The 13,811-nt window shown below is 60.7% G+C and carries 13 protein-coding genes; 5 read left to right on the top strand and 8 right to left on the bottom strand.

The genetic code is table 11. The features are described from left to right. Positions 1 to 3 precede the first annotated feature (3 nt). The 4 genes from gatB to ACP7B3_RS18780 all read left to right on the top strand — a co-directional run bounded on the left by gatB (position 4) and on the right by ACP7B3_RS18780 (position 3,464). Positions 4 to 1,449 carry an Asp-tRNA(Asn)/Glu-tRNA(Gln) amidotransferase subunit GatB gene (gene gatB, locus ACP7B3_RS18795; protein ID WP_404486907.1) on the top strand — a complete coding sequence of 482 codons (1,446 nt, stop codon included), beginning with the start codon at positions 4 to 6 and terminating at the stop codon, positions 1,447 to 1,449. A 158-nt stretch (positions 1,450 to 1,607) separates the two neighbouring features. Beyond that, positions 1,608 to 1,979: a septal ring lytic transglycosylase RlpA family protein gene (locus ACP7B3_RS18790; RefSeq protein WP_145165205.1), complete on the top strand. Its 372-nt coding sequence runs from the start codon at positions 1,608 to 1,610 to the stop codon at positions 1,977 to 1,979. Positions 1,980 to 2,037: 58 nt separating this feature from the next. After that, the gene (locus ACP7B3_RS18785; protein ID WP_145165304.1) at positions 2,038 to 3,084 is read left to right on the top strand and encodes a calcium/sodium antiporter; all 1,047 of its coding nucleotides are present in this window, start codon (positions 2,038 to 2,040) and stop codon (positions 3,082 to 3,084) included. Further along, the gene (locus ACP7B3_RS18780; RefSeq protein WP_426180172.1) at positions 3,081 to 3,464 is read left to right on the top strand and encodes a carboxymuconolactone decarboxylase family protein; all 384 of its coding nucleotides are present in this window, start codon (positions 3,081 to 3,083) and stop codon (positions 3,462 to 3,464) included. The genes ACP7B3_RS18785 and ACP7B3_RS18780 overlap by 4 nt, the downstream gene beginning before the upstream one ends. A 109-nt stretch (positions 3,465 to 3,573) precedes the next feature. Here the strand turns inward: ACP7B3_RS18780 and ACP7B3_RS18775 are convergent, their stop codons facing one another. The 5 genes from ACP7B3_RS18775 to kdgD all read right to left on the bottom strand — a co-directional run bounded on the left by ACP7B3_RS18775 (position 3,574) and on the right by kdgD (position 10,213). Next, the gene (locus tag ACP7B3_RS18775) at positions 3,574 to 4,515 is read right to left on the bottom strand and encodes an AEC family transporter (RefSeq protein ID WP_145165207.1); all 942 of its coding nucleotides are present in this window, start codon (positions 4,513 to 4,515) and stop codon (positions 3,574 to 3,576) included. Positions 4,516 to 4,682: 167 nt separating this feature from the next. Next, the gene (gene garD / locus ACP7B3_RS18770; protein WP_426180169.1) at positions 4,683 to 6,236 is read right to left on the bottom strand and encodes a galactarate dehydratase; all 1,554 of its coding nucleotides are present in this window, start codon (positions 6,234 to 6,236) and stop codon (positions 4,683 to 4,685) included. Between the two features lie 11 nt (positions 6,237 to 6,247). Next, entirely contained in the window at positions 6,248 to 7,615 is a 1,368-nt protein-coding gene (locus ACP7B3_RS18765; RefSeq protein ID WP_145165211.1) for an MFS transporter, read from the bottom strand. 186 nt (positions 7,616 to 7,801) lie between these two features. Then, a complete protein-coding gene (locus ACP7B3_RS18760; protein WP_426180167.1) occupies positions 7,802 to 9,247 on the bottom strand; it encodes an aldehyde dehydrogenase family protein in 1,446 nt (481 codons plus the stop codon). Between the two features lie 54 nt (positions 9,248 to 9,301). Then, complete coding sequence (gene kdgD / locus ACP7B3_RS18755; RefSeq protein ID WP_064450699.1) at positions 9,302 to 10,213, bottom strand: 5-dehydro-4-deoxyglucarate dehydratase; 912 nt, start codon at positions 10,211 to 10,213, stop codon at positions 9,302 to 9,304. Positions 10,214 to 10,446: 233 nt separating this feature from the next. On the opposite strand from kdgD, the gene ACP7B3_RS18750 reads away from it, so the two are divergent. After that, positions 10,447 to 11,604, top strand: coding sequence for a phospholipase (locus tag ACP7B3_RS18750; protein ID WP_426180164.1), 1,158 nt, complete (start codon positions 10,447 to 10,449; stop codon positions 11,602 to 11,604). A 162-nt stretch (positions 11,605 to 11,766) separates the two neighbouring features. Here the strand turns inward: ACP7B3_RS18750 and ACP7B3_RS18745 are convergent, their stop codons facing one another. The 3 genes from ACP7B3_RS18745 to ACP7B3_RS18735 form a co-directional block, all read right to left on the bottom strand. Beyond that, entirely contained in the window at positions 11,767 to 12,516 is a 750-nt protein-coding gene (locus tag ACP7B3_RS18745) for a FadR/GntR family transcriptional regulator (protein ID WP_106578653.1), read from the bottom strand. Positions 12,517 to 12,674: 158 nt separating this feature from the next. Continuing rightward, the gene (locus tag ACP7B3_RS18740; RefSeq protein WP_159954235.1) at positions 12,675 to 13,094 is read right to left on the bottom strand and encodes a ClpXP protease specificity-enhancing factor; all 420 of its coding nucleotides are present in this window, start codon (positions 13,092 to 13,094) and stop codon (positions 12,675 to 12,677) included. A 17-nt stretch (positions 13,095 to 13,111) separates the two neighbouring features. Further along, on the bottom strand, positions 13,112 to 13,729 hold the full coding sequence (locus ACP7B3_RS18735) for a glutathione S-transferase N-terminal domain-containing protein (protein ID WP_106578651.1): 618 nt from the start codon (positions 13,727 to 13,729) through the stop codon (positions 13,112 to 13,114). Positions 13,730 to 13,811: the final 82 nt, after the last annotated feature.

Here is a 13,811-nt window from a genome sequence, read left to right as displayed (position 1 = left end):
ACTATGCAATGGGAAGTTGTGATCGGGCTGGAGATTCATACCCAGCTCGCCACCCAATCGAAGATTTTCTCCGGTAGCGCCACCACGTTCGGCGCAGAGCCCAATACCCAGGCCAGCCTGGTAGACCTGGGCATGCCCGGCGTGCTGCCGGTGCTGAACCAGGAAGCGGTGCGCATGGCGGTGATGTTCGGCCTGGCGATTGATGCCGAGATCGGCCAGCACAACGTGTTCGCGCGCAAGAACTACTTCTACCCGGACCTGCCCAAGGGCTACCAGATCAGCCAGATGGAACTGCCGATCGTCGGCAAGGGCTATCTGGACATCCCACTGGAAGACGGCACCATCAAACGTGTCGGCGTGACCCGCGCGCACCTGGAAGAAGACGCCGGCAAGAGCCTGCACGAAGAATTCCCGGGCGCTACCGGCATCGACTTGAACCGTGCCGGCACGCCGTTGCTGGAAATCGTCTCCGAGCCGGACATGCGCAGCGCCAAGGAAGCCGTGGCCTACGTCAAGACGATCCACGCGCTGGTGCGTTACCTGGGCATCTGCGACGGCAACATGGCCGAAGGCTCGCTGCGTTGCGACTGCAACGTGTCGATCCGTCCTAAAGGCCAGGTCGAGTTCGGCACCCGCTGCGAGATCAAGAACGTCAACTCGTTCCGCTTCATCGAAAAGGCGATCAACAGCGAAGTGCGTCGCCAGATCGACCTGATCGAAGACGGCGGCAAGGTCATCCAGCAAACCCGCCTGTACGACCCGAACAAAGACGAAACCCGCGCCATGCGCAGCAAAGAGGAAGCCAACGACTACCGTTACTTCCCCGACCCGGACCTGTTGCCGGTCGTCCTTGAGGATTCGTTCCTCAATGACATCCGCGCCACCCTGCCGGAATTGCCGCAGCACAAACGCGAGCGCTTCCAGGCGCAGTTCGGCCTGTCGGTCTACGATGCCAGCGTGTTGGCTTCCAGCCGCGAGCAAGCCAACTACTTCGAAAAAGTCGTGAGCATTGCCGGCGACGCCAAGTTGGCGGCCAACTGGGTGATGGTTGAGCTGGGCAGCCTGTTGAACAAACAGGGCCTGGAAATCGACGAAGCCCCGGTGACCGCCGAGCAACTGGGCGGCATGCTGCTGCGCATCAAGGACAACACCATCTCCGGCAAAATCGCCAAGACCGTGTTTGAAGCCATGGCCGCAGGCGAAGGCAGCGCCGATGAGATCATCGAGAAGCGCGGCCTCAAGCAAGTCACCGACAGCGGCGCGATCTCGGCCGTGCTCGATGAAATGCTGGCGGCCAACGCCGAACAGGTCGAGCAATACCGCGCCGCAGACGAAGCCAAGCGCGGCAAAATGTTCGGCTTCTTTGTCGGCCAGGCGATGAAAGCCTCCAAAGGCAAGGCCAACCCGCAACAGGTGAACGAATTGCTGAAAAGCAAGCTCGAAGGCTGATTCGCGGTGAAAGGGTCCGGGCGGGATTTCCTACCCAACTCGGACCCATGTGGGCGCTGGCTTGCCTGCGATAGTATCGCCTCGGTGCAACTGAAACACCGAGGTGCCTGCATCGCAGGCAAGCCAGCTCCCACATTTATAATGGGGACTTACCTAAAGTGAAGCGTCTACTCGGCCTCCTGGCCCTGTTCTCTGCGTTGGCCGGTTGTGCCAGCGGCCTCATCGACCCCAACGGCTACGACGAAACCGGCACCGCCTCCTATTACGGCGCCAAGCACCATGGCAACAAAACTGCCAGCGGTGAACCCTTCAACCAGAACACCCTGACCGCCGCCCATCGGCGTCTGCCCTTCGGCACTCAGGTCAAGGTGACCAATCTCAACAACAACAGATCCGTGGTCGTGCGCATCAATGATCGCGGTCCGCATACCCGTGGGCGCCTGATCGACGTTTCACGCAAGGCTGCCGAACAACTCGGTATGCTGGGCAGCGGCACTGCACGGGTTCGCGTGCAGGCGCTGAGCAACTGATAAAGGAGCCCTGGCCATTTTCGGATTAACCGCCCTCTCGCCCTGGAGCCTGATCGAACTGATCAGCGGCCTGGTGTTGCTGATCGTCGGCGCCGAAATCCTGGTGCGTGCCGCCGTGCGCCTGGCAGCCAGCCTCAAGGTGCGGCCACTGATTATCGGCTTGAGCATCGTCGCTTTCGGCAGCAGTGCGCCGCAGATGACCGTCAGCCTGCAGGCCACCCTGGCCGGCAATACCGATATCGCCGTGGGCAGCGTCATCGGCAGCAGTATCTTCAACACCCTCGTCACCCTGGGCCTGGCGGCGCTGATCATTCCGCTGCGCGTCTCGCGGCAGCTGGTGCGGCTGGACATTCCGGTGATGATCTTCGCCGGCCTCTTGGTGTTTACCCTGGCCGCCAATGAAGAACTGACACCGCTCGACGGCCTCTTTTTAGTGGTTGCGCTGATAGCCTACCTCGGTGTGTTGCACTACCAGACCCGCCATTCTCGCCGTCCGCGCACGCTGGACACGGTGGCCCGCGCGCCCTGGCTGAGCAGCGCGTTGTTGATGCTGGGCGGGTTGTTGATTCTGGTGCTGGCCGGGCATTTGCTGCTGGGCGCAGCGGTGGATGTGGCAAGCGACCTGGGCCTGTCCGAACGCATCATCGGCCTGACGCTGATCGGTGTCGGCACCTCGCTGCCGTGCCTGGCCACTTCACTGATTGCCGCGCTGCGCGGCGAGCGCGAAATTGCCGTGGGCAACGTGATCGGCAGCAACCTGTTCAACCTGCTCGGCGTGCTGGGGTTCACCGCGCTGGTGGCGCCCTCGCCGTTGTCGGTGTCGCCCAACGCACTGGATTTCGACTTGCCGGTGATGCTCGGCGTGGTGGTGTTGTGCCTGCCGGTGTTCTACAGCGGCTACCGCGTCACCCGCGCTGAAGGCCTGGTGTTTCTGGGGTTGTATCTGGCGTATGGGCTGCATGTGGTGTCGTTCACCTTCGGCATGCCGCTGGCCACCCGGCTTGAACAATTGATGCTGTATTACGTCCTGCCAGCGCTGGTCGCGTTTGTGTTGTTCACCTCGCTGCAAGCCTGGCGCCGCCAACACAAGAGGGAATCGCAATGACCGAACAGAAAAAGTCCGGGGTTGAAATGCGTCGCCAGGTCATGGGCGATGTGTTCGTCGACCGCGCCCTGGGCAATGCCACCGAGTTCACCCAGCCGCTGCAGGATTTCGTCAATGAGCATGCATGGGGCAGCGTGTGGAACCGCGAAGGCCTGCCGTTGAAGACGCGCAGCCTGATCACACTGGCCGCCCTCACCGCCCTCAAGTGCCCGCAGGAACTCAAGGGCCACGTGCGCGGCGCGCTGAACAATGGCTGCACAGTGGAAGAGATTCGCGAAGCACTGCTGCATTGCGCGGTGTATGCCGGCGTGCCGGCGGCGATTGATGCGTTTCGGGCGGCGCTGGAAGTGATTGAGGCGTATCAGGCAGATAAGCCGTGACGGCTGGATAGTCATCGCAGGCAAGCCAGCTCCCACTTATGACTGTATTCACAGGTCAAACGGTGGGAGCTGGCTTGCCTGCGATTGGCCCTCAACCCCACCACAACCTTCAGATCCAGCCACCCGCCTGCAACACAAATATCCCGATATTGGTGGTCACCGCCGCCATCAAGGTCGTAATCACAATAATCGCCGCCGCCAGCTCATGATTGCCCTCGGCCGCCCTGGCCATGACAAAACTCGCCGCCGCGGTCGGTGCGCCAAAGTACAAAAACAGAATCCCCAGCTCCGGGCCCCTGAAGCCCAGCAGCCATGCGCCCAGCGTCGCAACTAACGGCAAACCGATCATCTTCACCAGGCTGGCACTCAGGGCCATGCTTCCGCTTTTGCGCAAGGCCGCCAACGACAAGGTGCCGCCGATGCAGATCAATGCCAGCGGCAAGGTCATGTCCGCCAGGTATTGCCCGGACGACTCCAGCCACCCCGGCAGGCCGATCTTGAAAATCGCGAACGGTGCGGCCGCAATCACGCTGATGATCAGCGGGTTGGCCACCACGCTTTTGAAGATGCTCCACGGATCGGACTTGATCACCGGGCTGTACACCGCCAGCACGATGGTCGACAGGGTGTTGTAGAACAGAATCACCAGCGCCGCGAGGATCGCGCCCAGGGAAATGCCGTAGTCGCCATACATGCTGGCCGCCAGCGCCAGGCCGATCACACCGTTGTTACCGCGAAACGCACCCTGGGTGTAGATACCGCGGTCTACGCGCGGGCAACGATAGATCGCCCAGCCCCAGGCCAATGCAAAGCTCAGCAATGTGGCGACAGCAAAGTAGATCAGCAGACCTGGCTTGAGCGCCGCGTGCAGGTCGGCGTGCAGGATGCCCAGGAACAGCAGCGCCGGCATGGTCACGTTGAAGACAAGGGAGGAGGCGGTGTGGATAAAGTTGTCGTTGATCCAGTTGATGCGTTTGAGCAGCACACCCAGAAACAGCATGGCAAACACCGGCGCGGTGATGGTGAGGGTGGTGAGGAAGATAGCCAGCATGCCGGGGAGAACCTTGGTGGGTGTCGTCAGGTGGCTAATGATAAGCCATGCGGCTGTGCGGCGTCTGGTAGGCCGCCTTCGGGGGCAAGCCCCCTCCCACATTTGAAGGTATTCACAAATCAAATGTGGGAGCTGGTTTGCCAGCTCCCACAGGGGCCGCGTCGGTCTCAGGTGATGGGCGCCGGGTTGAACAGCGTAATGTCGTTGTGCAGCTTATGCCGCTCCGCCCACGTCTGCTTCTTGCCGCTGGCCACATCCAGGTAGAAGTGGAACAACTCCCAGCCCAATTCCTCAATGCTCGCACGCCCGGTGGCGATGCGTCCGGCGTCGATATCGATCAAGTCCGGCCAGCGCTGCGCCAATTCCGTACGCGTCGAGACCTTCACCACCGGCGCCATCGCCAGTCCATACGGCGTGCCACGCCCGGTGGTGAACACATGCAGGTTCATCCCGGCCGCCAGTTGCAAGGTGCCGCAGACAAAATCACTGGCTGGCGTGGCGCAAAAGATCAGGCCTTTGCCCGTGAAACGCTCGCCCGGGCCAAGCACGTCAGTGATCGCGCTGCTGCCCGACTTGACGATGGAGCCCAGGGACTTCTCGACGATATTCGACAACCCACCCTTCTTGTTGCCCGGCGTGGTATTGGCGCTGCGGTCCGCCTCGCCTTTGGCCAGGTAGCGGTCGTACCAGTCCATTTCCCTGACCAGCGCTTGGGCCACTTCTTTGCTCTGGGCACGAGCGGTCAGCAGGTAAATGGCGTCACGCACTTCAGTCACTTCGGAAAACATCACCGTCGCCCCGGCCCGCAACAGCAGATCCGAGGCAAACCCCAGCGCCGGGTTGGCGGTAATGCCGGAAAACGCATCACTGCCGCCGCACTGCATGCCCAGAATCAGCTCCGATGCCGGCACAGTTTCGCGACGGCGCTGGTCGAGTTTTTTCAAGCGGATTTCGGCCAGGCCCATGATCTGCTCGATCATCTCGGTAAACCCATAGCTGGAATCCTGCAGCCGATACAGCCATGGCTCGCTGAGGTCGACAGAGCTGTCGTTGTCGTGCATCACCTGCCCGGCCTGCAGCTTCTCGCAGCCCAGGCTGATCACCAGCGCTTCGCCACCCAGGTTCGGGTTACGCGCCAGGTTGCGCACGGTGCGGATCGGGATGTACGCGTCTGTTGCCGTGATCGCCACGCCACAGCCGTAGCTGTGGGTCAGCGCCACCACGTCATCGACGTTCGGGTATTTGGGCAGCAATTCATCCTTGATGCGCTTGACCGCATGGTCCAGCACACCGGTGACGCACTGCACCGTGGTGGTGATGCCCAGAATATTGCGCGTGCCCACGGTGCCGTCGGCGTTGCGGTACCCCTCAAACGTAAAACCTTCCAGCGGCGCCTGGGTTTCAGGCACTTCGGTAGACAGCGGCAGGCTGTCCAGCGGTGGCGCGGTGGGCATGCGCAGTTGGTCTTCCTGCACCCAACTGCCACGTGGAATCGGCGCCAGGGCGTAACCAATGGTCTGCCCGTAGCGAATAACCTGACCGCCTTCAGGGATATCTTCCAGGGTCACCTTGTGGCTCTGCGGGATGAAGTCCACAGTCACCAGGCCGTCCGGGAACTCGGTCCCGGCCGGTACGCCTTGATCGTTGACCACGATCACTACGTTGTCGCGCTCGTGCAAACGGATCGAGCGCGGCGAGTCGGCATGTTCAATCAACTGCATTACATCGCCCCTCAGGAATGCGCTTGGATAAATTGGGTCAGCTCAGGCCCTTTGCTGCTGGGCGGCTCTTTGAGCACCACACGCTTGATCGGGCCGACGATCACCAGGTAGCTGAACACCGCCAGCAAGGCGTTGGCGCCGACGAACACCAGGGCCCACTTGAACGAGCCGGTGGTGGCGATGATGTAGCCGATCACAATCGGTGTGCTGATGGAGGCCAGGTTGCCAAACATATTGAACAAACCGCCACTGAGGCCGGCGATTTGTTTCGGCGAGGTGTCAGACACCACCGCCCAACCCAGTGCGCCAACGCCTTTACCGAAGAAGGCCAGCGCCATAAAGCCCACCACCATCCATTCGATATCCACGTAGTTGCACGCCACGATGCTGCACGACACCAGCAACCCGCCAATAATCGGTGCCTTGCGCGCAAACGTCAGGGAATGGCCTTTGCGCAGCAGGTAATCGGAAATCAAACCACCCAATACCCCGCCGACAAACCCACAGATGGCCGGCAGAGAAGCAATGAACCCCGCCTTGAGGATGGTCATGCCACGCTCCTGCACCAGGTACACCGGGAACCAAGTCAGGAAGAAATAGGTGATGCCATTGATGCAGTACTGGCCCAGGTACACACCGAGCATCATGCGGTTGGTCAGCAGTTGGCGGATGTAGTCCCACTTCGGACCGTCGGTTTTCTGGCCCTTGGTCTTCTCCTGGTCCATGTCGACCATTGCACCGTTCTCGCAGATGTACTTGAGTTCGGCCTCGTTGATCATCGGGTGCTGGCGCGGGCTGTGGATAATTTTCAGCCAGATCAGCGAGAACAGTACGCCAATCCCGCCCATCACGATGAACACGTGCTGCCAGCCGAAGGTGTAGACGATCCAGCCCATCAGCGGCGCGAACAGCACCGTGGCGAAGTACTGCGCCGAGTTGAAAATCGCCGAGGCCGTACCGCGTTCGGCGGTGGGGAACCAGCCGGCCACAATGCGCGCATTACCAGGGAACGACGGCGCTTCCGCCAAGCCCACCAGAAAGCGCAGCATAAACAGCGCGACGATGGCGGTGGAAACGCCAAACTCGCCGACATAGCCTTGCAGAATGGTGAACAGCGACCAGGTGAAGATGCTCAGGGCATAGACTTTTTTCGAGCCGAACCGGTCCAGCAACCAGCCACCGGGGATTTGCCCGGCCACGTAGGCCCAACCGAATGCGGAGAAGATATAACCGAGGGTGACCGCGCTGATACCGAGGTCTTTTTGCAGGCTGGAGCCGGCGATGGCGATAGTGGCCCGGTCGGCGTAGTTGATCGTGGTCACCAGAAACAGCATGAGCAGGATCAAATAGCGGACGTGGGTCGGCTTGGTCGCTTGCATGAAGATGTACTCCCACTAATTATTTTTTTTGCGGGTAAGCATTTCTGTTTTAAGTGCAGGAACCGCTTTCTGTGGGAGCTGGCTTGCCTGCGATGGCGGTGTATCGGTCAACATCTCTGTGACTGATGTACCGCTATCGCAGGCAAGCCAGCTCCCACACAAGCCGGTTCCCACGGGTGTTACGAGTTACGAACCGATGTAGCTGGTCTTCACCACGGTGTAGAACTCTTGCGCGTAGCGACCTTGCTCGCGCGAACCATACGAGGAGCCCTTACGGCCACCGAACGGCACGTGGTAATCCACACCGGCAGTCGGCAGGTTGACCATCACCATCCCGGCCTGGGAGTGGCGTTTGAAGTGGTTGGCGTACTTGAGCGAGGTGGTGGCAATGCCCGCCGACAGGCCGAACTCGGTGTCGTTGGCCATGGCCAGCGCCGCTTCGTAATCCGCTACGCGCACCACGTTGGCCACGGGGCCGAAGATCTCTTCACGGCTGATGCGCATGGCGGCTTCGCTGTCGGCAAACAGCGTCGGCGCCAGGTAGTAGCCTTCGGTGTCGCAGGTCACCAGGCCGCCACCGCTGACCAGCCGCGCACCTTCGCCTTGGCCGATGTCGATGTACTTCATGTCCTGGTCCAGCTGGGCCTGGGAAACCACCGGGCCGATGTCGGTGCCGCTTTTCAGCGCGTGGCCGACTTTGATCGACTTCATGCGCTCAGCCATGGCCGCAACGAACTGGTCGTGGATACCGGCGGTGACGATCAAGCGGCTGGAGGCGGTGCAACGCTGGCCGGTGGAGTAGAACGCGCTCTGTACCGACAGCTCGACGGCCTGCTTGAGGTCGGCGTCGTCGAGGATGATCTGCGGGTTCTTGCCGCCCATTTCCAACTGCACTTTGGCCTGGCGCGACACACAGCTGACGGCGATCTGACGGCCCACGCCGACCGAACCGGTAAAGCTGATGCCGTCGACTTTCGGGCTATTGACCAATACGTCGCCAACCACGCGGCCGCTGCCCATCACCAGGTTGAACACACCGGCGGGGAAGCCGGCGCGGGAGATGATCTCGGCCAGGGCCCAGGCGCAGCCCGGCACCAGTTCGGCCGGTTTGATCACCACGCAGTTGCCGTAGGCCAGGGCCGGGGCGATTTTCCAGGCGGGGATCGCAATCGGGAAGTTCCACGGGGTGATCAAGCCGACCACACCCAGGGCTTCGCGGGTGACTTCCACATTGACGCCCGGGCGCACGGACGGCACGTAGTCACCGGACAGGCGCAGGCATTCACCGGCGAAGAACTTGAAAATGTTACCGGCGCGGGTCACTTCGCCGATGGCTTCGGGCAGGGTCTTGCCCTCTTCACGGGCCAGCAGGGTGCCGAGTTCTTCACGACGGGCGAGGATTTCACTGCCGACTTTGTCCAGCGCATCGTGGCGAGCCTGGATGCCGGAGGTCGACCAGGCCGGGAAGGCGGCGCGGGCGGCATCGATGGCGGCGTTGACTTGAGCTACGTCAGCCTTGGCGTATTCGCCGATGACATCGGACAACTCCGACGGATTGATGTTGTTGCAGTAATCGGCACCGGCCACCCACTCGCCGTTGATGTAGTTCTCAAAACGTTTGGCTTGGGACACAAATCTTCTCCTGACGCAAAAGGCCGCTGATCTCTCAGCGGCCTTGTTGATAAGTTACTGCGGACCTTGCTTGTCGATCAGCGCGGCCAGGGCTTCGTATTCTTCCGGCAGCAGGTCGGTCAGCGGCGTGCGCACCGGGCCTGCGTCATAGCCGGCGATTTTTGCACCGGCCTTGACGATGCTCACGGCATAACCCGCTTTACGGTTGCGGATGTCGAGGTAAGGCAGGAAGAAGTTGTCGATGATCTTGCCGACGGTGGCGTGATCGTCCTTGGCAATCGCGTGGTAGAAGTCCATCGCAGTTTTCGGGATGAAGTTGAACACCGCCGAGGAGTACACCGGCACGCCCAGGGCCTTGTAGGCAGCGGCGTAAACCTCTGCAGTCGGCAGGCCGCCGAGGTAGCTGAAACGGTCACCCAGGCGACGGCGGATCGACACCATCAACTCGATGTCACCCAGGCCGTCTTTGTAGCCGATCAGGTTCGGGCAGCGCTCGGCCAGGCGTTCCAGCAGAGGCGCAGTCAGGCGGCACACGTTGCGGTTGTAGACCACCACGCCGATTTTGACCGACTTGCACACCGCTTCCACGTGGGCGGCGACGCCGTCCTGGCTGGCTTCGGTCAGGTAGTGCGGCAGCAACAGCAAGCCTTTGGCACCGAGGCGTTCAGCCTCTTGGGCGTACTCGATGGCCTGACGGGTCGAACCACCCACACCAGCGAGAATCGGCACGCTGGTGGCGCAGGTATCAACAGCAGTCTTCACCACCTGGGAATATTCGCTGGCAGCTAGGGAGAAAAACTCACCGGTGCCACCGGCGGCGAACAAGGCGGTGGCGCCGTAGGGGGCGAGCCATTCCAGACGCTTGATGTAGCCGGCCTGGTGGAAGTCACCCTGCGCATTGAAATCGGTCACGGGGAAAGACAGCAGACCGTGGGAGAGGATGGACTTCAGTTCTTGTGGATTCATTATTCGAACACCCTGGGCGAAGACTTTCTGTCGAAAGGTTATTGTTGGTTTGTTGATGTCGTACGTCATCGTACAACTATAAAAAGATTCGTCAACTGCAATTCATCGGGCTTCATCCGGCCCTGCGTTTGAACGCACTTTCTTGACGTAGGAAATTAATCCTCTATGCTCCGATTAACTGTATATACATACAGCTATCAAGGAAGATTCCTACGACATAGCAAGGAGCTAACATGTCAGGTCTTGAACTCGCAGCACCCGAGAAAAATCCACCTACCCTGCGCTTTGAAGGCGGTGAGCACACCGCCATCGGCGATGACACGCTGTTGCGTTTCGTCAAAGACGCCCCGGCGATTCCCGCCCACCAGGTCGAGCTGCACCTGCCCAACGGGCTGGCACTCACCTATGGCCAGGTGATCGCGCTGGGCGGCGATTTCTATGGCATTCCTGGCCAGCCGATCAGCGACGGCGCGTCCGCCGCCGATCGCGTGCAGCGTTTTACTGCAGCGTTCAATTCGCTGGCGGTGCTGCCAGCCTCGCGGGAAGAGGCCGGGAAAATCCTCGCGGTGATGCAAAAGGAGATCAACGCCGTGAACCAGGCGATCAAGGACGGCAAACAACCGCACGAAGCCTATGACGCGCTGGGTGATACGTTGTCCGAGGAATGGAACCGCATCACCGGCGGCGGCAGTGCCGTTTCGGCATTGATTCCGCTGGGGCGCTACCTGAAATTGGCCGCAGATAACGCTGACCACTTCGGCGAATGGGCGCTGTCAGCGTATCTGGCTGGCCATACGGCGGCACTGCAACAGGCGGTCGTGGCCCATCAAACCGGCACCGATCAGGCACTGGAATTGGCCTACGCCATGAACAGCTTTGCTGATCACTTTTTGACCGACCTGTTTTCCGCCGGCCACCTGCGCGTGCCGCGCAAGCAATTGGCGGCGGTGGTGACGCCTGGCGAACTGGGCTCGCTGATCAGCCGCTTCATGCACGATGAGGACAGCAAGTTCGGGCTCAAGGTGCGCAACGCCAAGGGCGATCAATGGCATGCCTATGGGGATAAACGCTACTTCGATGCCATCGACGCGGACAATCGGGCGATGGTCAAACGGGCGGTACAGGCCTCGGCCGATGAGGTCTTCGAGACCTTTATCAGCGGTGTGGCGCCCTCCCCGGCCAACTTCAAGGCGCCGCTGTATGTGCCGGATTTGAACGCAGCGCAGAACCCGGCGAATAACTTTTCGCCGCTGTTCAAGACGGAAGGCGACAAGGTGCTGCGCCGCAAGGACGTGAATGACCTGAACGACAAACACTGGACCAATGATTGGTGGGGTTGGAGTACGTATCTGCTGCTCAAGGACTACAAGCCCAATCAGCCGGCTAATTAAGTAGACGCAAAACTCCAGGCCAAGGAGATCAAAATGTGGGAGCGGGCTTGCTCGCGAAGGCGTTTTTCAGTTGATGCATGTGCAGACTGACGCACCGCATTCGCGGGCAAGCCCGCTCCCACACTTGGATCGATTTACTCCCGACACCACTCGGTTGCCCGGTTAACCGCGCTGCGCTTCTGCCTCTTCGTGGGCATGGCGCAGTCGCTCTCGGCTGTTGGTCAAATGCAAGCGCATGGCGGCGCGTGCAGCGTCCGAATCCTGGCGGGCAATTGCCTCATAAATCTCTTCGTGCTCGCGGCTCAGGCGGCCCATGTAGTGCTGCTGATCGTCATGGGCCAGGCGCGCTGAATTCAGGCGCGTACGCGGAATGATGCTGGTGCCCAGGTGGGTCATGATGTCGGTGAAGTAGCGGTTGCCGGTGGACAGCGCAATTTCCAGGTGGAACGCGAAGTCTGACGCCACCGCATCGCCGGCGTGGGCCGCGCTTTCATTCAGGGCATCGAGCGCCGCACGCATGGCGGCCAGTTGCTCGTCGCTGCGACGTAACGCGGCAAGGCCGGCGGACTCCACTTCCAGGCTGATCCGCAGCTCCAGAATCGCCAGCACATCGCGCAGCGTAACCACCGTGGCCGGATCAATCCGGAAACCGCTCGGGCTTGGCGTGTCCAACACAAAGGTGCCGATACCGTGACGGGTTTCGACCTGCCCCGCCGCCTGCAAACGCGAGATGGCTTCACGCACGACCGTGCGGCTGACGCCATGGGCTTCCATGATGGCCGACTCGGTGGGCAACTTATCGCCACGTTTGAGTTGACCGTCACGGATCTGCTCAGACAACACCGTGACCAATTCCTGGGCAAGGCTGCGGCGCTTGCGGGGAAGACGAGGGGCGGTGTTGGCGTTTTCCATGATGAACCATCTTTCTCGGCGAACTTGAGCCCGCATCATAGCCCATGGCGGTTGTACGATCACCGTTGTGTCGCGACTTTCATTCACATCCTTCGCGCAAAAAAATGCCCCGACGCATGTCGAGGCATTTTTCAGGCTCACCCGAGGGTGAAAGCCGCTTACTTCACCACTTTCAGGCTCGGCCGGCCGCTTGGACGCGGTGGCTCGGAGTCCGGTGGTGGTACATCATCACCGTCTTCGCCTTCAATCGATTCGTCGTCCTCGAAAGGCGACTCCAGATCGAACACCATGCCTTGACCATTCTCGCGGGCATAGATCCCGAGAATCGCGCCAATCGGCACGAACAGCGTATGGGGCACGCCGCCAAAACGCCCTTCGAAGCTGACAGCCTCGTTGTCCATGTGCAGGTGGCGCACGGCACTGGGTGATACGTTCAGCACAATCTGCCCGTCACTGGCAAAACCTTGAGGCACGTCAACCTTGGGAAATTCGGAGTTGACCAGCATGTGCGGGGTGCAATCGTTGTCCACAATCCACTCATAGAGCGCGCGGACCAAATAGGGTCGACTGGAGTTCATCAGCGGCTCCTTAAGCCTTAGCGCATATCGCGTTCGACACCAGACAGACTCGCCTGGAAAGCCTCACGCGCAAACTGGCGCTCCATGTAATCAAGCAACGGCTTGGCCGGCCGTGGCAGTTCAATGCCCAGGATCGGCAAGCGCCAGAGTATGGGTAATAGGCAGCAATCCACCAAGCTTTGTTCCTCGCTGAGGAAAAAAGGTTTGTCGGCGAACAGCGGCGAAACACCGGTCAGGCTCTCACGCAATTCCTTGCGCGCCTGCACCCGAACGGCTTCTTTACTGCGTGAATCCAGAATCACATCCACCAGCCCGCACCAGTCACGCTGGATCCGGTGGATCAGCAGGCGGCTGTTGGCACGCGCCACCGGGTACACCGGCAACAAAGGCGGATGCGGGTAACGCTCATCCAGGTATTCCATCACCACGGTTGACTCCCACAACGCCAGGTCACGATCGACCAGGGTGGGCAAGCTGCCGTAAGGGTTCACTTCGATCAGTTTCGGCGGATGACGTCCCACCTCCACACTGATGATCTCGGCGCTGACACCCTTCTCTGCGAGCACGATGCGTACTCGGTGGGAATAGTGGTCGGCGGGGTCGGAGTAACAGGCCAACCGATTGGTCACGCCCATGGCGGTCCTCCTCGCTTGTTGAAATTATCGAAAGCTCAAAAACGAGCGCGCCCAGAGAGCATCTCTGCAGTGCCTGGTTCAA

The sequence above is a fragment of the Pseudomonas sp. TWRC1-2 genome, from assembly GCF_049896685.1.
Classification (GTDB): domain Bacteria; phylum Pseudomonadota; class Gammaproteobacteria; order Pseudomonadales; family Pseudomonadaceae; genus Aquipseudomonas.
This window is presented reverse-complemented; position numbering and strand designations above follow the sequence as displayed.